Source organism: Limnohabitans sp. JirII-29 (genome assembly GCF_003063395.1).
Lineage (GTDB): Bacteria > Pseudomonadota > Gammaproteobacteria > Burkholderiales > Burkholderiaceae_C > Limnohabitans.
Genome location: NZ_NESB01000001.1, coordinates 503,566 through 525,357, shown reverse-complemented (window position 1 = coordinate 525,357; position 21,792 = coordinate 503,566). Strand labels below are relative to the sequence as shown.

Below are 21,792 nucleotides of genomic sequence, written 5' to 3'. Positions count from 1 at the left end.
TCAGTTCAAGTCGGCTTTGACCGCCGCGGCTTTGATCACGCCATCCCAACGCTCGTAATCGCGCTTCAAAAACGCGGTGAACTCCGCCGGTGTGTCACCCACAATCACCGCGCCCAGTTTTTCCAACTGTGCGCGCACCTCGGGCTTGGCCAGTGCTTTGCTCATGGCATCGTGCAAACGGGCCACCACTGCGGGTGGGGTTTTGGCGGGGCCGAGCAAGCCCACCCAGGGCGCTGTTTCTTCAAAGCCGCTGAAACCTGCTTCGGCCATGGTGGGCGCATCGGGGAATTGCGCCAAGCGCTTGGCCGTGCCCACTGCCAAAACATGCACGCGTTTGGTGGCCACGAAATCGGCCAAACCCACCACGGGATAAATCATGAAGTCCACCCGACCGGCCATCACCTCCAGCAGTGCGGGGCCATTGCCCTTGTAGGGAACGTGCAGCATCTTGGCTTTGGCCGAGGTGGCCAACAACTCTGCCGCCAAGTGCCCAGAGCCGCCACTGCCAGACGACGCAAAGCTCACCGCTTCGGGTTTGCTGCGGGCTTGCTTGAGCAAGTCGGGGATGGTGCGCAAGGGAGAGTCATACGCGGCCACCACCACCATGGGCAACACCGCCGCGTTGGAGATGGGTGTGAAATCTGTCTTGGGGTTGTAGCCTGCTTGCTCACCCAACAAGATGGGGTTGACGTTCATGCCCAGCGATGAAAACAACAAGGTGTAGCCATCCGCCGGTGAATTGCGCACCTCGCGGGTGGCAATCATCGAACTGGCACCGGCTTTGTTTTCCACCACCACCGCCTGACCCAGCGTGGCAGTCATGTCTTTGGCCAGCACACGTGCAATCACATCGGTGGGGCCACCGGCCGCAAAACCCACCAGCAAACGGATCGGTTTGGACGGGTACACATCGGCAGCGTGGGTCCAGCCACACAAGGCCAGCAGAGACGCACTCAGCAAGCGGGTGAAATGTTGACGGGTCATGTTTGTCTCTTGGGTTAGGGTGACAGTTCAATCAGCAAAGCAGATCAAGCAATCGCATGGGTCATGCTGCCCACGCCGGTGACTTCCAGACGCAGTTGGTCACCGGGTTGCAGATACAGCGGCGGTTGGCGAAACGCGCCAATGCCAGCGGGTGTGCCGGTGGTGATCACGTCGCCCGGCTCCAGCGTCATGAACTGCGACACATAGGCCACCAGGGTTGTGACCGGGAACAACATGTCGGCGGTGTGGCCATGCTGCATGCGCTCACCGTTGAGCCAGCACGACACGTCCAAAGCCTGCGGGTCAGGCACTTCATCGCGCGTCACCAACCACGGGCCCATGGGACAAAAACCATCCATGCTTTTGGCGAAGGTGGTTTGCGCGGGTGAGATGTCAAACTGAAACTCACGCGCACTCACATCGTTGAGCACGGTGTAACCGGCCACGTGGTCGAGCGCCTGTGCCTCGGGAATGTCGCGGCCATACGCACCCATCACCACGGCCAACTCGGACTCGAAGTCCAACTTGGTCACGCCCGCTGGACGCACCACGGGTGCCCCAGGGGCCACCACCGACGAAGGCATTTTGAAAATGATGCGCGGCTTTTCAAACGGTGCCACCCCAGTCTCTTTGGCGTGGTCGGCGTAATTGCGCCCCACCCCAATGATCTTGCCCGGCCGTGGCACGGGGGCATACAAGGTCACATCGGCCAAGGCCACATCGGGCACCGCGCCCCACGCCACATGGTCTTGCAATTTGGCCAAGGCGTCTGGGCCGGCACTGAGCCAGCGCAGCATGCCGCCCACGGGCGGCAAGGTGCCAGCGCGTTGGTGATGGGCCAAGGCTTGCGCACTCACCGGCAAAGTTTCGATCCAGTCTGAGATGTCGAGCACTTGCTGGTTCAACACCACCCCTGTACGAACGCGCCCATCGTGGCGGTGGAAGGTGATGAGTTTCATACGGTCTCGTTGGCAAAGTAACGGTTGGCCATGACCTGGCAGCGTTTGATGTAACGCGGCTCGTCAGGGCGGTAGTCGGGCACAGCGTTGTGCAAAGTGCCCAGGTTGTCCCACATCAGCACATCGCCCACTTGCCAGCGGTGTTTGTATTGGTACTTGGCTTGCAGTTGGTGCGCAAACAAGAAGGCCAAGGTCTCGTCGCTCTCGGCCTCTGACATCTCGTTGATGCGCATCGAATAGCCGGGGTTGGCGTACAGCACCTTCTTGCCGGTGATGGGGTGGCGCAAGATGACCGGGTGCGACACCGGGGGCTTGGCCTGGCGTTGTGCGGCTGTCAGGGGTGGGCGTGTGCTGCCCTCTTTGGCGCGCATCATGTCCCAGAACTTGGCGAAGTCGTGGGTGATGGTCATGCCGTCCAAACGTTGCTTCAAGGCCTCGGGCAAATCGTCATAGGCCGCATGCATGTTGGCGAACTCGGTGTTGCCCAAAGGTTCGCCGTTGCGGTGTGGAATTTCCAGGCCGTACAAGATGTTGGAGAACGCCACCATCTTGCTGTACGACATGTCGGTGTGCCAGTCTTGACCCGCATCGCTCAAGCCCAGTGGTTTGCCGTTCGCTCCGATTTTGTTGGACAAGATCATCACCTCGGGCAAACCAGGCTCTTGGTACATATTGGCCACGTTGATCTCCAACTGGCCAAAGCGCTGCGCAAATTGCTTGAGCTGCAACGAGGTCAGCGTTTGTTTCGGGTAGCTCAGCACACCGTAGCGCCCCAGTGCTTGCTCCAACTGCTGAAACTGCGCGTCGGTCAAGGGCTGCGACAAGTCCAAGCCCTCGACACGGGCGCCCAAGATTTGTCCACTCTCCATGATGTTCATATTCACACTCCAAATTCTTCATGGCCTTACCAGGCCGCATTCAACAAGTCTTCCATCTCTTGGGCTGAGCGCACCACGCGCGGGTTGTAGGCCAAGCCGCGCTCATGCAGCACATGCTCAGCCACGCTGCGCAGTCGCTCGCGGTCCACGCCCACATCACGCAAGCGCGTGGGCACGCCCGTGGCGGCCTGCAAATGTCCCAGCCAATCCAGCACCGCATCGCCCGCTTGGTCGGCATGGGTCGGCAAACCCAAGGCCTGGGCCATGCGCTGCAAGGCGTCGGGCACGGCCGGTGCGTTAAAGCGCAATGCGTGCGGCAAGATCACGGCGTTGGCGTCTCCATGCCCCACGCCAAAGGTGGCACCCAACACATGACACACCGCGTGATGCAAGCAACTGCGCGCACTGGCCAGCACCATGCCCGAAAGATGGGCCGCCACCAACAGCTCGGCGCGTGCGTTGCTGTCGTGTGGGTGCTGTGCCACGGCACGCATGGATCGGTCAAACCCACGCAAGCCCTCCAGCGCCAGAGCGTCGGTGATGGGCGAACGATTTTTTGAATACAGGCCCTCCATGCAATGTGCCAATCCGTTCATGGCCGTAGCCAGCATCAGCGAAGCAGGCATGTGCAAATTGGCGTGTGGATCCATCAAGATCACCCGACTCGCCAAAGCAGCGTCCCAAAACAAGAGTTTGGTGCCTTGCTCGGTGCGGATGCCCAGCGACGGCGTCACCTCTGCACCTGAAGCCGTCATGGGGATGCTCAGGATCGGCAATTTTTCGCGCACAAAGTTGGGGGTCACCACCGTGGATGGCGGCGTGAACTGACTGGCATGCTGCGCCAAGGGTTCGCCCTCGGCCAACACCAGCGCAGTGGCCTTGGCCGAGTCACACACACTGCCGCCGCCCAGGCACACCAACGCATCCACTTGACTCGTTTTGGCCAATGCCACCATGCGTTGCACAGTGTCCACCGACGAATGGGCAGGAATGTCAGAGACTTCGGTCACGGGCCAAGGCGCCAGCAAAGACTGCACCTGGGCAAACAGCGCCGAGCGGGCCATGCGCGGGCTGCACAGCAGCATGGGGCGACGCGCTTGCAGCTTGCGCAATTCTTCGGGCAACTCCAGCACAGCGTCAGGCTTGCAAATCACACGCGTGCGCAACGACTGGTGTTGGAAAGCGATCGGCGAATTCATGCGCGTTGAGCTTATCGAGTTTTCTCACGCATCGGGTCTGACCATGTCACACGCTGGACATGGCGCACCTCTCAACACACCTCTCAGCGCAAGTTCACGCGCTGAACCTGCGCTGCGCTGTGCGGCAAACCTTGGTGGTCGATCTTGGCCGTGTGCACTTGCCATGAACGCACACCTTGCTTGTCGAGCTCAAAGCGGATGGCCCAACCGATGTTGTTCACCGCATCTGGAAAGCCATCGAACACAAAGTTACCCAGGCTGTAAAAAATCGGCTTGCCCTTGTACTGCTCGGTGTCTTGCACTTGGTGCGGGTGTCCTCCAATCACCAGGTCGGCTCCCGCATCCACCATGAGCCGTGCGAGCTTGCGTTGGCGCGCGTTGGCCACAGGCTCTTCCCAACCCCAATGCATGATGGGAATCACCACGTCGGCATGCCACTGCGTGCGCGCGAGGCGTATGTCGCGCACCACTTGTTCGTCTTCGCTCCACGCCACCCCGGGGCGGTCGTGGTCGGCCTCAAAGCTGCGCGGTTGAAACTCGTCATAGCCCAGCAAGGCAATGCGCACACCTTTGCGCTCGATGATCAACGGCGTGTGCGCCTCTTGCAGGTTCATCCCCCCGCCGTAATAACCGATGCCATGGCGCTTGAGTGCGCCCAGCATGTCGGCAAACGCCTTGGGGCCAAAGTCACCCGAATGGTTGTTGGCCAAGCCCACCGCATCGAAATGACGCGCGATGTATTTCAAGCGCTGCGGATGCACACGAAAGGTGTTGGGTTTGTCGGGCTCGGCTGTCCCCACGGTGGACACCACGCACTCCAAATTGCCCACGCGCACATCGGCGCTTTTGAACAAACCTGCAAAGTCCAAGAACGGGTCACGCCGCGCACGCATGGCACGGTCTGGCCCCCCCTCAAACATGATGTCGCCCACCACCACCAACGAGACCGACGCACTCGGTGGCGTGGTTTGGGCCATGACGGCCCCACTCCACACACACCAGGCCAGCCACAGGCCACAGCGCCAGCCACTTTTCATCCTCATGGCGTCACCTCATGCAAGGCACAGCTGTATTGCAGCTCTTTGCCCAAAAACGGCGAATACACCGCCATTTGCCCCGTCAACGCGTCGGGTGCGGGCGTCTGCTGCGCCACAGGGGCGACAAACTTCACATGCTGCATCAGCATGGGTTGGCGACGCGTGTGGTAGTACACGTACAAGTTGATCAACTCAACCCGTTGGTCGTCACCCAGCACCACCGCTTTGAAGCGAAAGCGTTGGTTCAAATCGATGCTGGTCACGGGATAAGGGTCGCGTGTGGGCGCAAACGCATGTTGCTGCGCCTCGGCATTGACCTCGAATTGACAGCGCAACAAGGGCGAGGCCAAGGCCATGACCGGCACAAGCCCTGTCAGCCAGGCCCAAACACCAGCGCGCAGGCCCCTGCTGACAAATGGGGGGATGGTTTGCAAGTCTCGTCTCCCTGATCGTTGTTGGATGTTGTGTTGCATTGGACGCCCAGGCCCGACCCTCAGCCATTGCTGTTGACCCCGATACATGACCCAAACCTAGGGTTACTACTAACAAGAAATACATGAAGTAAGTAGAAACCCTATGATTCACCCATCAGTTTGTCAGTTCACAGGAGTTTTTATGACCGCTTTTATTCACCTTGACTACAACGTTGTGCACCCTGGTGTGGCCCGCGCAGAGCGCGCCTACAGCGTCGGCAAATCTTTGATGAAGCGCCTGCAAGGCGAAGGCGGCTTGGCCACTTTGCTGTTGACCGTGGCGGGCTTGAGCTTGCTGGCTTCTATTTACGAAATCATCGAAACCTCGCCCGAAGGCCAGTTGTTGGCGGCTTGGGTGGTGTTCTGGATTGCAGGCACCGCCTTGATCTTGGGCACACGCAAATACGTGGGCCGCATGGTGCAAGCCTGGAAGCGCGCCGACCAAGACGCCCGTATGTGGGAGCTGGCCCAGAGCGACTCCCGCGTGATGGCCGACCTGCGCTGCGCACGCAGCCGCGCTGAGTAATCAGCGCCCCGCCAGCGCTCACAGCGCTGGGGCTTAAGAAGTTGCCAGCGCGCTGATCGCGCTGGGGTTCAAGAATTTGCCAGCGCGTTGATCGCGCTGGCAAGGGCCACGTCCTTGTGCGTCAAGCCGCCCGCATCATGGGTGGTGAGTGTCAGGCGCACACGCTGGTAGACGTTCCAAATTTCCGGGTGGTGGTTGTGCAACTCTGCCAATTCAGCCACTCGTTGAATGAAGGCCATGGCGGCCTTGAAGCTCTCCATCTCCCACTGCCTTGACAGGCTGCCTGTCGTCACGTCGTGTGACCACTCGGGCACGCAGCGCGCCAGCACCGGTGCGCTGGTCAAGTGTTGCAACAGGCCTGTGCAACCGTCTTCCACCAAGTCCAGCACCACGTCAAAACCATCGGTCCCACCGTGGTACGGATCGGGCACCACGGTTTGCGGGGATGTTTTGAAAAACTCGGCAAAGCGCCGCAGCTTGTGCTGGTGATGCGGCGGGCACTGGGCTTGCAACAAGGCCAAGTTGTCCCAGTCCATGGCCAGAATCAAATCAGCATCGGCAAAGTCATCGTCCATCACTTGGCGGGCACGCAAGTCAGACAGGTCGTAGCCACGTCGCTGGGCATGCACTTGGCTGCGGGCATCGGGCGGCGCATCCACGTGGTAGCTGTGGGTGCCTGCTGAATCGACCGTCACCACACCCGACAAATGCGTTTGCGCCAAGCGATGGCGCAGCACCCCGTGTGCCGTGGGGCTGCGACAGATATTGCCCATGCACACCAACAAAATTTTGTAGCTCATCGCGTCCCACCTGTTTGCAAGGCGCTCACTCTAGCCCATGGGCGTCGCCTATGCGCCAAGCAAGGACATCGCTGCCTTCCTAGAATGAATTCATGACACATCCCGCACTCCCCAACTTCACACAGCAGGCCCTGGCCGATGGCTACCAAGAGGTGGTCGAACGCAACTGGGCCCCCAACACCGTGGCCGAGACGCACACCCACCCCTTTGCAGCACGCGGTTTGCTGACACAGGGCGAGATGTGGCTGACCTGCGCGGGCCACACGCAGCACCTGCTGCCGGGTGACATCTTCAACCTAGAACCCCTCACTCCCCACGAAGAGATGTACGGCCCCGAGGGCGCCACGTACTGGGCCGCCCGCCGTTCATGAACAGCCTGGGCGCGTCTTACCGCGCACTGGTGGTGGGCGCAAGCGGCGCGATTGGCAGCGCCTTTGTGCGCGCTTTGCAGCAAGACCCGGCCTGCCAGCAGGTGCTGTCCTTGTCGAGGGCGTCGCACCCAGGTTTTGACATGCAAGACGAGGCCAGCATTGCCAGCGCAGCAGCAGAGCTGGCGCAAGCAGCCCCGCTTCACCTCATCGTTGACGCCACGGGCGCTTTGACCATCGACGGGCACGGCCCCGAGAAAAGCCTGAACGCCTTGCACGCCGAGCCCCTGCTCCAGAGCCTGGCCGTGAACGCCGTGGGGCCCGCGCTGTTGTTCAAACACCTGTTGCCCTTGTTGGACACCACGCAACGCACGGTCTACGCCAAACTGTCGGCACGCGTGGGCAGCATCACCGACAACCGCAAGGGTGGCTGGTACAGCTACCGTGCGGCCAAGGCGGCACTCAACATGCTGTTGCACACCGCCGCCATCGAAGCTGCGCGCAAACGCCCGCAATTGGTGGTGGCCGCCCTACAGCCCGGCACCGTGGCCTCGGCCTTGTCGCAACCCTTTGTGGCCTCGGGTGCCCTCGCGCCCGAGACATCGGTGGCGGGCTTGCTGCACGCTTTGGATGCGCTGCCCGCACACAGCGGTGCGCATTTTGTCGACCACCAAGGCCTGCCTATTCCTTGGTAAGGCCTGCGGCCATCACCATGCCGCCACGCAGCCGTCGCTGCGTGGGTCTTCGCCGCCTTCGATCCAGCCACTCGGGTGTAGCACCAAGGCGCCTGCGTGGCCCATGCGTTCGTCAAAGTCAGACACCACCTCCACCGGGTGACCCAGGGCACGCAAGCCCTCGATCACCTCGGGCGCGTAGCGCGACTCCAGCTTGAGCGTGGTGCTCTGCTCGGCCCAGGTGCGTCCCAACAACCAACGCGGTGCGGCCACCGCCGAGCGCACGTTGTGGCCGCCCCAGACGTAGCGTGAAAACACCGCGGCCTGGGTTTGCGGCTGCCCCTCGCCGCCCATGGTGCCGTAGACCAGCAAGCGGCCATCGTCGAGCTGCGCCATGGCGGGGTTGAGGGTGTGAAACGGTTTGCGTCCTGGCACCAAGCTGCGCAACCGGCCGGGCTGCAGGTCAAACGAGCAGCCCCGGTTCTGCCACCAAAAACCGCTGCGCGGCAGCACCACGCCGCTGCCAAACTCAAAGTAAATGCTCTGGATCATGCTGACCGCACGGCCTTGGTCGTCGACCACACCCATCCAGGTGGTGTCGCCGTCAGAGTTGGGCGAGGGCCATGGGCTGGCTTGGTCGGTGGGCACCTGAGAGGCCAAATGGCTGATCACCGCCTCGGTCAGCAAGCTGGTAGGCGGCACCGCCATGGCCTTGGGGTCGGTCACATGCTGGTCGCGCACCATGAAGGCCTGCTTGGTCGACTCCACCAAGGCATGGATGCCCGCCACGTTGTCGGGGTTCCAGCCTTCTTGGCGAATGCGGTCGTACACCCCCAAGATCAGCAGCGACGCCAAGCCTTGCGTGGGCGGTGCCATGTTGTAGAGCGTGGCGTTGGAGATTTTCAAGGCCAGCGGTGGCTTGACCTGCGCCTTGTGGCGTGACAAGTCTTTGGCGCTGATGGGGCTGCCCACATCGGCCAGGTCCTGGGCGATTTGGCGCGCCAGATCGCCCCGGTAAAAGTCGTCGGCCCCAGCGCGTGCCAGCTGTTCCAAGGTGGCGGCCAAGGCCGGAAATGTGTGCCTGTCACCGTACTGGGGCACCTCGCCTTGCGCTGTCAAAAAGGCTTGGGCAAAGCCCGGCTGATGGGCGAGCTCACCCAGCTTGTTGCGGGTGTTGGCCTCTTGGCTGTGGGTGACCGGAAAACCTTCACGCGCGTAGTGAATGGCGGATTCGAGCAAGCGGGCAAACGGCAAGCGTCCGCCCCAATGCTCTTGGCTGTAGGCGTAAGCCGCGCCCCAGCCTGACAAGGTGCCCGCCACCGTGTTGGCCGCCAGCGGGCCGCGCCACGGAATGCTGGTGGCGTCGCCATACAAACCACGGGTCACGGCTTCGCCCGCCGCGCCGCAGGCGTCGATGGACTGCATGTCCTGCCCCGGTGCATGCAGCAGCCAAAAACCGTCGCCCCCAATGCCGGTCATGTGCGGGTAGACCACGGCCAGCGTGGCGGCCACCGCGATGGTGGCTTCGATGGCATTGCCGCCTTCGCGCAAGATGTCCAAACCAGCTTGTGAGGCCAGCGAGTGAGAGGCGACCACCGCGCCACGACGACCAAGAACAGGGTTCATGCTGGACTCCAGGTTGGGTCCACACGCAAGGCTGCGCTGTGGGCCGATAACACGCGCGCAGCCGCACTGCGCGCAAACAACAAATGGCTGCGCATCTCGCGGTAGCACGTCACCGCGTCACGCGACAGCAAGGCCTCCACGATGACCGAGTGCTCTTCGAACGACTCGGCCATGCGCTCTAAATTCAAAAACTGGGTGCGCCTGAAGGTGGAGATGCGGTGGCGCAAGCCGGTAGCCAAATCAATCAAGGTCGGGTTGTGGCAACCCCGAATGATGATGCTGTGCAAGGCACGGTTCAAGTCGTCGTACTGGTCGGCGTCGCCCGCCTGCATGGCCACGCGCGCCTGTGCATGCACCTGGCACAACTGGCTGCGCTCGGCCTCGCTCATGCGCACGGCGGCATGGCGGGCGCACGCGGCTTCTAACTCGCCAATGGCTTCAAACATTTGGTCTAGCTGGTTGGGCGTGACTTCGGCCACCACCGATCCTCGGTTGGGGCGGTACACCACCAAACCGGTGCTGGCGAGTTGCTTGAGCGCTTCACGCACCGGCGTGCGCGAGACCTTGAAGCGCGCGGCCAGCATGGCTTCGTCCAGTCGCACACCGGGCGCGAAACTGCCCAACACAATGTCGTCGGCAATCTGGCGACACACCTCGTCGCTCAAACCGCCACGGCTGCGGGGGACGTGGTGTTCAGCCAGACTCATCCCAGGCTCACTTGTGTCATCGGGTGCCAACACGCCAAGGCACTGCCACCGTGGGCTTGCAACACAGGGCGTTCGCTCGCACACCGTGCTTGCGCCTGCGCGCAACGCGGGGCAAAGCTGCACCCCGGCGGCAGCGCCGTCAAATCAGGCGGCGAGCCCGGCACCGCCACCAAGGGCTGGCCCCGGTTGGCCGCACTCACGGTGGACGCCAACAGGCCTGCGGTGTAGGGGTGGCCGGGGTGGTTCACCACCTGCGCCACATCGCCTTGCTCGACCACGCGCCCGGCGTACATGACCGCGATGCGATCGGCCACCTCAATGGCCGCGCCAATGTCGTGGGTGACAAAAATCACCGACATGCCCGTCTCTTGCTGCAACTCGCGCAACAACAACAAGATTTGAATTTGCACGGTTGCATCCAGCGCCGTGGTGGGCTCGTCGGCCAGCAGCAACTGGGGGCGACACACCAGGGCCAGCGCAATCATGGCGCGTTGGCGCATGCCGCCCGACAGCTCATGCGGGTAGGCATCCAAGCGTCGGCGCGCTTGCGGAATTTGCACCCGCTCCAGCATCTGCAAGGCTTGGTGCTGGGCCGTTTTGCGGTCCACGCCGTCGTGGGCCTGAATGGCTTCCACCATTTGCTGGCCAATGGTGTAGACCGGGTCAAACGCCAAGCCGGGTTCTTGAAACACCATCGACGCCACACCGCCACGGTAGGCGTCGAGTGCACGGCCTTGCAGCCCCAGCACGTCGTGACCGGCCACCGTCACTTGGCCGGTGACTTGGGTGGTGCGCTCAGGGTGCAAGCGCAGCAAGGTGCGCAAGGTCACGCTTTTGCCTGAGCCCGACTCACCCAGCAAACCCAGCACCTCGCCCTGCGCCAATTCAAAACTCACGTCGCTCAACGCATGGGCTTTGCGGTGACCGGTGAAGTGCACATTGAGGTTTTGCACCGACACCAAAGGATGGGTCATATCGCCACCTCCTGCGCAGCCGAATGCGCGGACTGATGCACAGGCGCGTGCATCCGGTCATGCACCAGCGCATGGGCCTCGGTGTGGCCCGAGCGCGGGTCGTTCATGTGGCAGGCCACGGTGTGGGTGTCTAAGCCTTGCACCGTCATCAGTGCAGGGGTTTGTGCCTCGCACACCGCTTGCGCATGCGGGCAGCGGTCGCGAAAGCGGCAGCCGCTGGGCGGGTTGATAGGGTTGGGTGGGTCACCCGTGAGGGGCGAGCGCTGGGTGCGGTGGCTCGGGTCCATCGACGGCACGGCCGACAGCAAGGCACGGGTGTAGGGGTGCGCCGCCTGGCCGTAAATGCGCTCGACCGGGCCTTTTTCGACCACTTGGCCCAGGTACATCACCATCACGTCGTCGCTGATGTAGTGCACCACATGCAGGTCGTGCGAGATGAACAAATAGGTCAACTGCCGTTCGGCCTTGAGCTCTTGCAACAAGTTCAACACCTGCGCTTGCACCGACTTGTCGAGTGCCGCCACCGACTCGTCCAAGATCACCAGGCGCGGATGAAACGCCAAGGCGCGCGCAATGTTGACGCGCTGGCGTTGACCGCCCGACAACTCGTGCGGATAACGCGAGGCAAATTGGTCAGGCTCCAAGCCCACCCGTGCCAGCAAGGCACGCGCTTCCTGCGTGGCTTGCGCGGCGGGCATGCCATGCACCTGCGGGCCATAAGCAATGGTCTCGCCAATCGTCAAGCGTGGGTTGAGCGAGGCAAACGAGTCTTGAAACACCATTTGCAGGTTGCGGCGAAATTCCTTCAAGGCAATGCCGCCGTATTCGGCCACACCGTCGCCGTCAAACACCATGCTGCCGCTGTCGGGCGCCATCAGGCGCGCGATCAAGCGCGCGGTGGTGGACTTGCCGCAGCCCGACTCACCCACGATGCCCAAGGTCTTGCCCTTGGCCACCGAAAAGCTCACGCCGTCCACGGCATGCACAAACTTGCGTTCACGCGAGAACAAGTCAGCACGCACAGGAAAGTGTTTTTTCAAATCGCGCACCACCAGCAGGGGCTGGGCTGGCCCGCCCCGGTCTTGGGGCGTCAAGGCAAGAGAAGCTGAATCGGTCATTTGCGAATATCCATGGCTGAACGCACGCCATCAGCCAACAGGTTGAACGCGATGGAGGTGATGAAGATGAGCAAACCCGGCAGCGCAGCCACCCAGGGGTTGTTGTAAATGGCTGAGCGCAAGGTGTTGAGCATCAGGCCCCACTCGGGCTCAGGGGGCTTCACACCCAGTCCCAGGAACGACAAGCCCGAGGCCAGAATCATGCTCACACTGAGCAAGCCCGTGGCATACACAAACACGGGCCCGAGCACATTGCCCAGCACATGCACGCGGATGATCGAGAAGGCGCTGGCCCCGCTCATACGCGCGGCTTCGATGTAGTCGAGCTGTCGCACCTGCGTGGTCACGCTCTCGGCCACCCGCACCACCTGTGGCACAAACACCAGGGTCAAGGCAATCAAGCTGTTGCTCATGCCAGGCCCCAAAGCGCCCGAGATGGCCACCGCCAGCAGCACCGAAGGAAAGGCGTAAAACACATCCAGCGCACGCATGATCACCATGTTGACGCGCCCGCCCACATACCCGGCAAACAAGCCAATCGATGCGCCAATGCCAAATGCGGCCAGCACTGGCACCACGCCCATCAGCAAGGACAAGCGCCCGCCGTACATCAGGCGCGTCAACATGTCGCGCCCCAACTCGTCGGTGCCCAGCCAATAGCCTGGGCTGCCCACGGGCAACAAGCGACGCATCATGCTGGCCTTGAACGGGTCCGCCGGTGCCAACCACGGTGCCAGCACCGCGGCCAACACAATGCACAGCAGCACGCAGGCACTGGCCAGGGCCACCGGGTCTTGGCGCAACTGACGCCCCACCACATGCCAATAGCTGCGGCTGGGGGCCAAAGAAACAGTCTGTGTCATGACATGCACCTCAGCTTCGACCCATGCGGGGGTCAATCAGGGGTTGAAGAATGTCGACACACAAATTCAAAACGACAAAGAACATGCACAACACCAAAATCGTGCCTTGCAACAGCGGCATGTCGCGCTGAAAAATGGCCGTGTTCAACAAGAAGCCGGTGCCTGGCCAGGCAAACACCGTCTCCACCAAAATCGAGCCGCCCATCAGGTAGCCCACTTGCAAGCCCGCCACCGCCAACACGGTGGGCGCGGTGTTCTTGGCCACGTGTTTGAACACGGCCACGCCGCCCAAGCCACGGGCACGCAAGGCCACTACAAACTCTTGGCCCAACATGTCGGCCACCAAGGCGCGCACGGTGCGCGTGATGATGCCCATCGGAATCACCGACAAGGTGATGGCTGGCAACACCAAGTGGCGCAGGTGCGCAATGTCCCACACCCACTCCGACGAACCACCGGGCCCCGCCCCCATGGCGGGGAACCAACCCAGCCAAATAGAAAACACAATGGTCAATACCAGGCCCAGCCAGTAGTGGGGAATGCTCACCCCCACCACCGACAGCAAGGTGGCCACACGGTCCACCCAGCCGCCATGCTTGTACCCCGCCAGCGCCCCCAGCACACAGCCCACCAACACACCCAGGCCTGCCGCCACACCGGCCAAGACCAAGGTGTTGCTGACTGCGCCCAGCACCTCGGTGGCCACGGCGCGGCCCGAAGCGATGGAGGTGCCCAAGTCACCCTGCACCGCGCGCCACAGCCACAGGCCGTATTGCACGGGCACCGGACGGTCTAGGCCGTAGGCGCTCTTGAGGGCTTCGATCACGTCAGCGGGTGCGTCGGCTGGGGCAATGGCATTGAGCGGATCGCCCGGGGCCAAGTACACCAACATGAACGACACCACGGTGACGCTGAGTGCGATGGGCAATGCGTACAACAGACGCTTGAGGAAGTACGTCAACATTTAGGGCATGCGGATGGTGGTGAGGTCTTGGAACCAGTGTTGCGCTTGCACAAACTCTTTCACCTTGGGTGACATAGCGTGCGGGTTGGTGTCATGCACCACCCACAACATCAAGGCGTCGTCCACCATGGTTTCGTGAATTTCGGCCAACAGCTTGTCTTGAATCTTGGTGTCGAAGTTCTTGCGAATCGTGTCGATGGCGCCGTCCACTTTGGGGTTGTTGTAGCCACCCCAGTTCACGCCGTTAGGTGCGATGTAGCGGCTGTCCACAAAACGCGTGATGGCGTAAAACGGATCGGCCGTCACATACCCCAAGTTGATGGCGGTGATGCCCTTGCCACCGTTCATGTCGGCCTTGGCCCCACTGCGCCAGTGCAGGTAGAGGTTCTCTAACTCCACCACTTCGAACTCCAGCTGAATACCAATTTCAGCCAAGCTTTGCTGAATGAACTCGTTCATCGGCAACGACAACATTTGTCCGGTGCCACCTTGGGCAATGATCACTTTGGCCTTGAGCGGTTTGGCGGGGCTGTACCCGGCTTGTGCCATCAAGGCCTTGGCCGCTTTCACGTCGTAGGTGATCTTGAACGAAGGCTTGCCAAACCATGGGCTGGTGCTGTCGAGCTGGCCCTTGGCGGGTGTGGCCAAACCGTTGAGCAGCTTGACGATGGCGTCACGGTCAATCGCCAAGTTGGCGGCTTTGCGCACGCGGATGTCGGTCCAGGGTGAACCGGGCAACGTGGAGAAGTGGTAAGGCCACACGTGCGGTGTGACGTTTTGCACAATCTTGAAGCCCGAGCTCTTGAGCTGCGGCAGCACATCCGGCGGTGGCGTTTCAATGATGTCGACCTGGCCGTTGAGCAAGGCATTGGCACGGGTCATCGCATCGGGAATCGGCACCAACACAATGCGGTCGGTCTTGGCGATGCGTGTCTTGTCCCAATAGGCGGCGTTCTTCACCAAGTCAGCACGCTCGCGTGCCACCAGCTTGTCGAGCTTGAAGGGGCCGGTGCCCGAAGGCTGGCTGGCCACCTTGCTCCAGTCACGGCCCATCTTCTCCCACTGCGCGGGGCTAGAGATCAGGAACCAGGGCAGCTGGTAAGGGAACAAGGCATCCACATCTTTGGTGGTGATCTCTACCGTGTACTCGTCCACCAAGCGGTAAGACGCGATGGACGGAATGCGTGGGCGCACTTGCGCGCTTTGCTTGGCATCGAACTGGGGCGACTTGTCAGCCAACACCTTGTCCAAGTTCCACACCACAGCGTCGGCCTTGAAGTCAGAGCCATCATGAAACTTCACGCCTTTGCGCAGGGTGAAGAGCCATTTTTTGGGGTCTTTGGCATCGGCTTTCCAGGCACTGGCCAAACCGGGCACCAGCTTGCCTGGGCGTGTGCCGATGTTGGCTTCCCAGGCCACCAGCGGGTCATACAAAGTATGTCCGGTGAATTGGTAAGCCCCGGCACCTCGGTCAGGCTGGCCGGTGGTCAAAGGAATGTCGGCCATAGAAATGCCATAACGGGCGACTGTCTCAGCCTGCACGCCTGCGTGCAATGCCAAGGCAATGGGCAAGGCAACCAACCAGTGCGGCAGTTGCTGAGGGACAAATTTCATGTGGGACTCCGAAGTGAAAAAGACAACCCACTGATTGCATGCAATGTGCCAACTTGCATGCAAAGCCGCATGTATTTCACAAGCCCATGTTTTGAAAGAGAAATTCTGGATTTGTTTGCATGCCAACAATCCAACGCATCCGCACTTGAAATCAAAACTGCGCATGGCTTGCATGCAGTTGCACCAATTCAGCGCAAAAACATGCAGCTTGCACACAAGTGGGACATGTGGGCCACTTGGATACGGCACATGTTTTGCACGTGCTTTTTCACAACCAACGCACAACCAGCTCACCACCAGACCATGACCCAGCAAACCTTGACCCACCATGGGCGCTTCGACTACCAGCCCATCACCCAACACCCCAGCTACCGCTGGCCCGGCGATACCGGCTTGGCCGTCTACCTCGGATTCAACATCGAGCACTTTGCGTTTGGTGAGGGCTTGGGCGCATGCATAGGTCCGGCCTCGCCTCAGCCTGATGTGCTGAACTACAGCTGGCGTGAATACGGCAACCGAGTCGGTGCTTGGCGCTGCCTTGAGTTGTTTGACCAATTGGCTCTGCCCAGCGGCACATTGATCAACACCGCGCTGTATGAACACTGCCCCGAGTTGGTGGCCGCCTGTGTGCAACGCGGCGACGAACTGATTGGCCACGGCTACAGCAATGCCGAGCGGCAAGGCGGCATGAGCGAGACCGAAGAACGCGCCCTGCTGCTGCACTGCCGCGAAGCCATGCAACAACACAGCCAACAAACGCCAACAGGTTGGTTGTCCCCCTGGATTTCAGAAAGTTTGCACACGCCCGACTTGCTGGCAGAGACAGGCTATCGCTACACCTTGAACTGGTGCCACGACGACCAAGTCACGCGCATGCGCACACGCAGTGGGGACAGTTTGTTGGCCGTGCCCTACCCCCAAGAAATCAACGACATCCCAATGATCGTGGCGCGTCAGATGGATGCCAAAGACTTTGCACACATGATCATCGACAACTTTGACGAAATGCTTCAACAGGCCAAGCGCCAACCCTTGGTCATGGGCATTGCGCTGCACCCCTACATCGTCGGGCAACCCTATCGGCTGCACCACCTGCGTCGCGCGCTGACACACATCGCACGCGCACGCGATGCCGGAGAGGTTTGGTTCACCACGCCAGGTGCCATTGCGGCTCACGCGCAAGCCCACACCCCTTGACACCACCTCTTGGTGCACAAACGCATCACGCGCACCACATAGGGGCCATCCAACGATAGGCAGCACAGCATTTGCGCGCATACTTCTTGCTATCCTTCAACGCCAAGCAACTTCGCTGGTGGCTTTACTTCAACTACCTCCAACCATATGAGCTCTCTCAATTTCATCGGCGGCGAAAAAGGCGGCGTGGGCAAGTCGGTCGTCGCACGGGTACTGGCGCAATACTTCATCGACAAAAACGTTTTGTTCACCGGGTTCGACACCGACCGATCACACACCTCGTTCATCCGCTTTTACGAAGACTTTGCGTCGCCCGTCGTCATTGACAGCTACGAAAGTCTGGACCTGATCGCTGCCGCCTTAGAGCAAACCTTTGCGGGCAATACACAAAGCGTCATCGTCGACCTGGCCGCACAAACCGCCGCGCCTTTGGCGCGCTGGGTGACAGACTCAGACTTGTTTGCCGTCATGGCCGAGATGGGCGTGACCGTCAACTTCTGGCACATCGCCGACGCCGGCAAAGACTCGGTGGACATGTTGAGCAAACTCATCGACACCTATGGCGAAGGCCCCAACTATGTGGTGGTCAAAAACCACGGGCGTGGCAGCGACTTCTCGCAACTGGAGCAATCCAGCGCCATGGAAAAAGCCTTGCAGTTGGGTGCACGCGTGGTGTCGCTGAGCCAGCTGCAAGAAGCCAGCATGCGCAAGATAGACCGCCAAAACGCCAGCTTCTGGGCGGCACTCAACCACCCCACGAGTGACGATGCCCTTGGGCTGCTAGAGCGCCAACGTGTGAAAAACTGGTTGAAGAAAACCTACGACACGTTTGACAACCTGCCCTTGCTGTAATAGCAAGAGCAGGTGCGGCTCAGATCACCACCATCTGGGCTGCCGTGAAGTCTTGTGGTTTGTTAATCAGTGTCGCGAACACCACTGCCGCCGCACTGGCATTGCCTGTTGCATCGTAGGCCAACTGTCCGGTGGTGCTGTTGTAAACCAAGTAGTCATCATCGTCCTGCGGGGTTTGCGTGCTCAAACGGAAGTAGCTCGACAAATTGACTTTGCCTTGAAGCTTGGTAAATACAACACTGCTCAATGCAATCACATCACCCTCAGAGCGAGAAAAGTCTGTGATGGTGTCAACGTTCGTACCGCTTAGCGCTGTGTTGAACACAAATTGATCTGCACCTGTACCGCCCGTCAAGGTATTTGCCGCAGCATTGCCCACCAACACGTTATTCAGTGAATTACCCACGCCATTGATGGCTGTCACACCCGTCAAGGATAAATTTTCACAATTCGAAGCCAGCGTGCAACTCACGCTAGACAAAACCGTGTCTGTACCTTGGTTGTAATCCTCGTACACCACGTCAGTCTCACTGTCTATGGTGTAAGTGTCATTACCGACATAACCCAACATGTAGTCACTCCCCTCACCACCATCCAGCACATCGTCTTGGTTGCCCCCGAGCAGCATGTCGTTGCCACCCAAGCCATTCATACGGTTGGCGTAGTCGTTCAAGCCATACATGTAGTCCGCATATGCTGTGCCGTTTTGCGTGAGCTTGCCCGCAACATCAACCATGCCCCACGTTGTGCCGTCTGCAAAGCTGATCTTCTCCACTTGGTAGTACGTGCCGCTGAAGTAGTTTTGCACCGTTACCGTGTCTGCGCCCCAACTTAGCTTGAGGTCACTCCCGATTCGATCCAACGTCGTATCCGTTACCAGTAAAGCAGCACCCAACTGCAAGGTATCGACATTGCCTGCCGTGTACTCCACGTCATAAATCGTGTCCGCACCATCGCCTTGGTTGAACACATAGGTGTCGTTGCCGTAGCCGCCGTAGAGTGTGTCGGCACCTGTGCCACCTGTGAGCGTGTCGTTGCCATTTCCCGCATCTAAGCTGTCGTTGCCTTCGCCGCCATTCATCACATCGTCTTGGTTACCCCCGTACAGATAGTCGTTGCCACCCAAGCCGTTCATCCGGTTGGCATAGTCGTTCAAGCCATACATATAGTCTGCATATGCTGTGCCGTTTTGCGTGAGCTTGCCCGCAACATCGGCCACGCCCCATGTTGTGCCGTCTGCGAAGCTGATCTTCTCCACTTGGTAATACGTGCTGCTGAAGTATTTCAGCACTGTCACCGAATCCGTGCCCCAGCTCAAGGTCAAGTCGTTACTCACTCGACCTACCGTGACATCACCTGCCAGCAAACCAGCCCCTAACTGCAAGGTGTCGATATTGCCTGCCGTGTAGTCATAGTCGTAGATCGTGTCCGCACTATCGCCTTGGTTGAACACATAGGTGTCGTTGCCGTAACCCCCATAGAGTGCATCGTTGCCCGTGCCACCTGTGAGCGTGTCGTTGCCGTAACCACTGTCTAAAACGTCATTACCTTCGCCGCCATCCAGCACATCGTCTTTGCCACCACCCGATATGTAGTCGTTGCCACCCAATCCATTCATCCGGTTGGCGTAGTCGTTCAAGCCATACATATAGTCTGCATATGCTGTACCGTTTTGCGTGAGCTTGCCCGCAACATCGGCCACGCCCCATGTTGTGCCGTCTGCAAAGCTGATCTTCTCCACTTGGTAATACGTGCCGCTGAAGTAGTTTTGTATCGTCACCGAGTCCGTGCCCCAGCTCAGCTTCAAGTCGTTGCTCACTCGACCCACCGTGACATCACCTGCCAGCAAACCAGCCCCTAACTGCAAGGTGTCGATATTGCCTGCCGTGTAGTCATAGTCATAGATCGTGTCCGCACTATCGCCTTGGTTAAACACATAGGTGTCATTGCCGTAACTGCCGTAGAGTGTGTCGGCACCTGTGCCTCCTGTGAGTGTGTCGTTGCCGTTGCCTGCATCCAAGCTGTCGTTGCCTTCGCCGCCATCCAGCACGTCATCCTTGCTTGCACCATACAAGTGATCATTACCGCTGAAACCAAGCAGAACAGTTGCATTGCTGTCGTTTGCAATTAGCGTATCCGCAAGACTTGTCCCCGTTTTCAACTCTTCCGATGGACTTCTCAACAGCAGTGCAAAGAAGGGGTTGTCTTTGTCAGTGTATTGAGAGGCTTGGCTACGCAGAGCGTTAACCAGCTCGTCTCCACCGTGATCTTTCAACCCCTGTTGAAAACATAAAAACTCTTGCGCTGCTTGGTTCAGCTCCTCTGTAGCAAAGCGTTCATAAAGTGCCTCTGTCAATGCAGAAACATCCCACACGAAATGTGCGCTGGCTGCAGCGCTGCCTACTTCAGCCGTCGGGTCAGCCTCAACCCACTGCAAACTAAGATTTTCCAGTAAAGGTTGTGCGTCGGTTTGCCAATACAAAGTTTGCAAGGTGTAGGCTTTGACTTGGTCGTAGATTGAAAGTAGCACGACCGATGCATCTGGTTCGGGATCCGACCACCAACCCATTTGAAAGTATTCTTTCCCGGCCATCATTTCGACTACTTCCAGCTTGCGCGCATCACCAAAGTAGACACCTCGACTGGACGGGTCCACATCTTGCACTCCCGCCCAGTGGTAGATCAAGTTATCCAGCACCGCATCTTGTGTTTTATCGCTGCTGCTTTGCCACTGCGCCACCAGCGCTTTCAGTTGCCCGCTCTCATCGCGCGCCATCGCCTGGTGCAGGCTGCATAAGTTGCCCATGCCCGCCACATCTGGCAAAGCCGCAATTTCATCGCTCACCGTCACCGTATTCAGGTTGACCGTGTGCGCCGTGTCCACGCTGAACCACACATCGTCCATCTGTTGTGTGCTGCCATCTGCTTTGGTGTAGCTGCCCAACTGCTGGTGTTGGTTGCCTTGTGCGTCTTTGGTGGCACCGGTGCCTTGGTCGGTGTAGCGCACGTTGAGGCTTTGCACCCCCGCTTGCTCTAGCGTGATCAACTCGCCGTCTTCGGTCACGCCGTCGCTGTTGAGGTCTTTCCAGACACGCAAGCTGGCATAGGCGCTGTCGTTAGCATCTACCTTGCCGTCGTTGTTGTCGTCCAGGTCTTTGAGTGCTTCAAATCCGTTGGCCACTTGGCTGCCGCTTTTAAGCACGGTGTGGTTGCCAAACAGTTCACCTCCGTGGGTGATCTTGCCGTCACCATTCAAGTCACGCACCAGCAAACCATCGTCTTTGCCCACCCACCCCGCTTGCTCTGCAAAGCCGCTCTTGTCTAAATCAAAGTGCACGCCTGTCTTGCTGCTGGTGGTGGTTTCTACGCCGTCACCGTCGAGGTCGAGCACCAGCGGAGACATAGTAACTTCAGCTAATTTGAAGCTGGTTTGTAGTTGGGTGATGAGGGTTTCGTAGCTTTCATTGGTCCAAGATATGCCGGTAACAGGAAACAGTTCGGTCAGCCACTTGGTCAATTGCAGTTGCTCACCTTGCGGCAGATTCATGAACCTTTGAAGATCATCTCGGTTGTCTAGCGGCAGCAAACTGCCTTGATGCATGCTTGGATTAAAGCCCGCAAATTCCAACGCTTTCCAGACAAAGTCCACACAACTGTTAGTCGGTGCCCAATAGGTGCTATCAAAACCGTGTGCAAACGGAAAATCGCCAAATTCTTTGAGGCGGTTGTACTCCGTCTCTGTAAGAGTCATCGTTTTGCTGTAGGCAGGGTTGATGTAGCTACTGATGTCGTCGTCAACAATGCGCCCCAGAACAGGTAATCCTGTGTCTTTTACATCTTTAGGCGCGAATCCATAAGAGCCTGTTTCTCCTGCCGAACTATTCAGGCTGTACCACATATGTCCAGCGTTGGAGGTACCACCTCCTTGCATGGCTGTTCCAGCGCCTGTGATGTAAATGGTGAAGCTGTAAGTTGTCAT

General features: G+C 59.6%; 20 protein-coding genes. 5 read left to right on the top strand and 15 right to left on the bottom strand.

The genetic code is table 11. The features are described 5' to 3' along the window. From B9Z39_RS02560 to B9Z39_RS02535, 6 genes are all read right to left on the bottom strand, one after another. A complete protein-coding gene (locus tag B9Z39_RS02560; RefSeq protein WP_108300601.1) occupies window positions 1–984 on the bottom strand; it encodes a tripartite tricarboxylate transporter substrate binding protein in 984 nt (327 codons plus the stop codon). Window positions 985–1,028: 44 nt separating this feature from the next. After that, the gene (locus B9Z39_RS02555; protein ID WP_108300600.1) at window positions 1,029–1,943 is read right to left on the bottom strand and encodes a fumarylacetoacetate hydrolase family protein; all 915 of its coding nucleotides are present in this window, start codon (window positions 1,941–1,943) and stop codon (window positions 1,029–1,031) included. After that, the gene (locus B9Z39_RS02550; RefSeq protein WP_108300599.1) at window positions 1,940–2,821 is read right to left on the bottom strand and encodes a TauD/TfdA family dioxygenase; all 882 of its coding nucleotides are present in this window, start codon (window positions 2,819–2,821) and stop codon (window positions 1,940–1,942) included. Before B9Z39_RS02550 ends, B9Z39_RS02555 begins: the two co-directional genes overlap by 4 nt. 26 nt (window positions 2,822–2,847) lie before the next feature. Beyond that, complete coding sequence (locus B9Z39_RS02545; protein ID WP_108300598.1) at window positions 2,848–4,020, bottom strand: iron-containing alcohol dehydrogenase family protein; 1,173 nt, start codon at window positions 4,018–4,020, stop codon at window positions 2,848–2,850. An 83-nt stretch (window positions 4,021–4,103) separates the two neighbouring features. Beyond that, window positions 4,104–5,063: a CapA family protein gene (locus B9Z39_RS02540; protein WP_108300597.1), complete on the bottom strand. Its 960-nt coding sequence runs from the start codon at window positions 5,061–5,063 to the stop codon at window positions 4,104–4,106. Continuing rightward, window positions 5,060–5,491: a hypothetical protein gene (locus tag B9Z39_RS02535; RefSeq protein ID WP_146183262.1), complete on the bottom strand. Its 432-nt coding sequence runs from the start codon at window positions 5,489–5,491 to the stop codon at window positions 5,060–5,062. The genes B9Z39_RS02540 and B9Z39_RS02535 overlap by 4 nt, the downstream gene beginning before the upstream one ends. 181 nt (window positions 5,492–5,672) lie before the next feature. On the opposite strand from B9Z39_RS02535, the gene B9Z39_RS02530 reads away from it, so the two are divergent. Next, a complete protein-coding gene (locus B9Z39_RS02530) occupies window positions 5,673–6,056 on the top strand; it encodes a hypothetical protein (RefSeq protein ID WP_108300595.1) in 384 nt (127 codons plus the stop codon). 68 nt (window positions 6,057–6,124) lie between these two features. Here B9Z39_RS02530 and B9Z39_RS17235 read toward each other — a convergent pair whose 3' ends face one another. Next, on the bottom strand, window positions 6,125–6,856 hold the full coding sequence (locus B9Z39_RS17235; protein WP_158269441.1) for a 4a-hydroxytetrahydrobiopterin dehydratase: 732 nt from the start codon (window positions 6,854–6,856) through the stop codon (window positions 6,125–6,127). 92 nt (window positions 6,857–6,948) lie between these two features. Here B9Z39_RS17235 and B9Z39_RS02520 point away from each other — a divergent pair, with 92 nt between their 5' ends. Further along, the gene (locus tag B9Z39_RS02520; RefSeq protein WP_108300594.1) at window positions 6,949–7,227 is read left to right on the top strand and encodes a cupin domain-containing protein; all 279 of its coding nucleotides are present in this window, start codon (window positions 6,949–6,951) and stop codon (window positions 7,225–7,227) included. Then, window positions 7,224–7,919, top strand: coding sequence for an SDR family NAD(P)-dependent oxidoreductase (locus B9Z39_RS02515; RefSeq protein ID WP_108300593.1), 696 nt, complete (start codon window positions 7,224–7,226; stop codon window positions 7,917–7,919). The genes B9Z39_RS02520 and B9Z39_RS02515 overlap by 4 nt, the downstream gene beginning before the upstream one ends. A 12-nt stretch (window positions 7,920–7,931) precedes the next feature. Here B9Z39_RS02515 and ggt read toward each other — a convergent pair whose 3' ends face one another. From ggt to B9Z39_RS02480, 7 genes are read right to left on the bottom strand one after another with little or no spacing between them, the layout of a single operon-like run. After that, window positions 7,932–9,524, bottom strand: coding sequence for a gamma-glutamyltransferase (ggt, locus tag B9Z39_RS02510; RefSeq protein WP_108300592.1), 1,593 nt, complete (start codon window positions 9,522–9,524; stop codon window positions 7,932–7,934). After that, window positions 9,521–10,231 carry a GntR family transcriptional regulator gene (locus B9Z39_RS02505; RefSeq protein WP_108300591.1) on the bottom strand — a complete coding sequence of 237 codons (711 nt, stop codon included), beginning with the start codon at window positions 10,229–10,231 and terminating at the stop codon, window positions 9,521–9,523. The genes ggt and B9Z39_RS02505 overlap by 4 nt, the downstream gene beginning before the upstream one ends. Further along, window positions 10,228–11,205: an ABC transporter ATP-binding protein gene (locus tag B9Z39_RS02500; RefSeq protein ID WP_108300590.1), complete on the bottom strand. Its 978-nt coding sequence runs from the start codon at window positions 11,203–11,205 to the stop codon at window positions 10,228–10,230. Before B9Z39_RS02500 ends, B9Z39_RS02505 begins: the two co-directional genes overlap by 4 nt. Then, window positions 11,202–12,323 (bottom strand): ABC transporter ATP-binding protein, encoded by a 1,122-nt coding sequence (locus tag B9Z39_RS02495; RefSeq protein WP_108300589.1) that lies wholly within the window; start codon window positions 12,321–12,323, stop codon window positions 11,202–11,204. The genes B9Z39_RS02500 and B9Z39_RS02495 overlap by 4 nt, the downstream gene beginning before the upstream one ends. Next, window positions 12,320–13,186 (bottom strand): ABC transporter permease, encoded by an 867-nt coding sequence (locus B9Z39_RS02490; protein WP_100148208.1) that lies wholly within the window; start codon window positions 13,184–13,186, stop codon window positions 12,320–12,322. Before B9Z39_RS02490 ends, B9Z39_RS02495 begins: the two co-directional genes overlap by 4 nt. A gap of 10 nt (window positions 13,187–13,196) precedes the next feature. Then, a complete protein-coding gene (locus B9Z39_RS02485; RefSeq protein WP_108300588.1) occupies window positions 13,197–14,150 on the bottom strand; it encodes an ABC transporter permease in 954 nt (317 codons plus the stop codon). Continuing rightward, window positions 14,151–15,764: an ABC transporter substrate-binding protein gene (locus B9Z39_RS02480; RefSeq protein WP_108300587.1), complete on the bottom strand. Its 1,614-nt coding sequence runs from the start codon at window positions 15,762–15,764 to the stop codon at window positions 14,151–14,153. Between the two features lie 303 nt (window positions 15,765–16,067). Here B9Z39_RS02480 and B9Z39_RS02475 point away from each other — a divergent pair, with 303 nt between their 5' ends. Further along, a complete protein-coding gene (locus B9Z39_RS02475) occupies window positions 16,068–16,961 on the top strand; it encodes a polysaccharide deacetylase family protein (RefSeq protein ID WP_108300634.1) in 894 nt (297 codons plus the stop codon). 147 nt (window positions 16,962–17,108) lie between these two features. Continuing rightward, entirely contained in the window at window positions 17,109–17,813 is a 705-nt protein-coding gene (locus B9Z39_RS02470; protein WP_100148222.1) for a mobilization protein, read from the top strand. 19 nt (window positions 17,814–17,832) lie between these two features. On the opposite strand, the gene B9Z39_RS02465 is transcribed toward B9Z39_RS02470, so the two are convergent. Continuing rightward, window positions 17,833–21,792, bottom strand: a complete 3,960-nt coding sequence (locus tag B9Z39_RS02465; protein ID WP_108300586.1) for a calcium-binding protein — start codon at window positions 21,790–21,792, stop codon at window positions 17,833–17,835.

Excerpts from the sequence above, each read along its gene's own strand:
- B9Z39_RS02470 (WP_100148222.1), top strand. The coding sequence starts at position 17,109 with ATGAGCTCTCTCAATTTCATCGGCGGCGAAAAAGGCGGCGTGGGCAAG.
- B9Z39_RS02485 (WP_108300588.1), bottom strand. The coding sequence starts at position 14,150 with ATGTTGACGTACTTCCTCAAGCGTCTGTTGTACGCATTGCCCATCGCA.
- B9Z39_RS02505 (WP_108300591.1), bottom strand. The coding sequence starts at position 10,231 with ATGAGTCTGGCTGAACACCACGTCCCCCGCAGCCGTGGCGGTTTGAGC.
- B9Z39_RS02495 (WP_108300589.1), bottom strand. The coding sequence starts at position 12,323 with ATGACCGATTCAGCTTCTCTTGCCTTGACGCCCCAAGACCGGGGCGGG.
- B9Z39_RS17235 (WP_158269441.1), bottom strand. The coding sequence starts at position 6,856 with ATGAGCTACAAAATTTTGTTGGTGTGCATGGGCAATATCTGTCGCAGC.
- B9Z39_RS02475 (WP_108300634.1), top strand. The coding sequence starts at position 16,068 with ATGACCCAGCAAACCTTGACCCACCATGGGCGCTTCGACTACCAGCCC.
- B9Z39_RS02555 (WP_108300600.1), bottom strand. The coding sequence starts at position 1,943 with ATGAAACTCATCACCTTCCACCGCCACGATGGGCGCGTTCGTACAGGG.
- B9Z39_RS02500 (WP_108300590.1), bottom strand. The coding sequence starts at position 11,205 with ATGACCCATCCTTTGGTGTCGGTGCAAAACCTCAATGTGCACTTCACC.
- B9Z39_RS02545 (WP_108300598.1), bottom strand. The coding sequence starts at position 4,020 with ATGAATTCGCCGATCGCTTTCCAACACCAGTCGTTGCGCACGCGTGTG.
- B9Z39_RS02520 (WP_108300594.1), top strand. The coding sequence starts at position 6,949 with ATGACACATCCCGCACTCCCCAACTTCACACAGCAGGCCCTGGCCGAT.
- B9Z39_RS02480 (WP_108300587.1), bottom strand. The coding sequence starts at position 15,764 with ATGAAATTTGTCCCTCAGCAACTGCCGCACTGGTTGGTTGCCTTGCCC.
- ggt (WP_108300592.1), bottom strand. The coding sequence starts at position 9,524 with ATGAACCCTGTTCTTGGTCGTCGTGGCGCGGTGGTCGCCTCTCACTCG.
- B9Z39_RS02530 (WP_108300595.1), top strand. The coding sequence starts at position 5,673 with ATGACCGCTTTTATTCACCTTGACTACAACGTTGTGCACCCTGGTGTG.
- B9Z39_RS02550 (WP_108300599.1), bottom strand. The coding sequence starts at position 2,821 with ATGAACATCATGGAGAGTGGACAAATCTTGGGCGCCCGTGTCGAGGGC.
- B9Z39_RS02515 (WP_108300593.1), top strand. The coding sequence starts at position 7,224 with ATGAACAGCCTGGGCGCGTCTTACCGCGCACTGGTGGTGGGCGCAAGC.
- B9Z39_RS02490 (WP_100148208.1), bottom strand. The coding sequence starts at position 13,186 with ATGACACAGACTGTTTCTTTGGCCCCCAGCCGCAGCTATTGGCATGTG.
- B9Z39_RS02540 (WP_108300597.1), bottom strand. The coding sequence starts at position 5,063 with ATGAGGATGAAAAGTGGCTGGCGCTGTGGCCTGTGGCTGGCCTGGTGT.
- B9Z39_RS02465 (WP_108300586.1), bottom strand. The coding sequence starts at position 21,792 with ATGACAACTTACAGCTTCACCATTTACATCACAGGCGCTGGAACAGCC.
- B9Z39_RS02560 (WP_108300601.1), bottom strand. The coding sequence starts at position 984 with ATGACCCGTCAACATTTCACCCGCTTGCTGAGTGCGTCTCTGCTGGCC.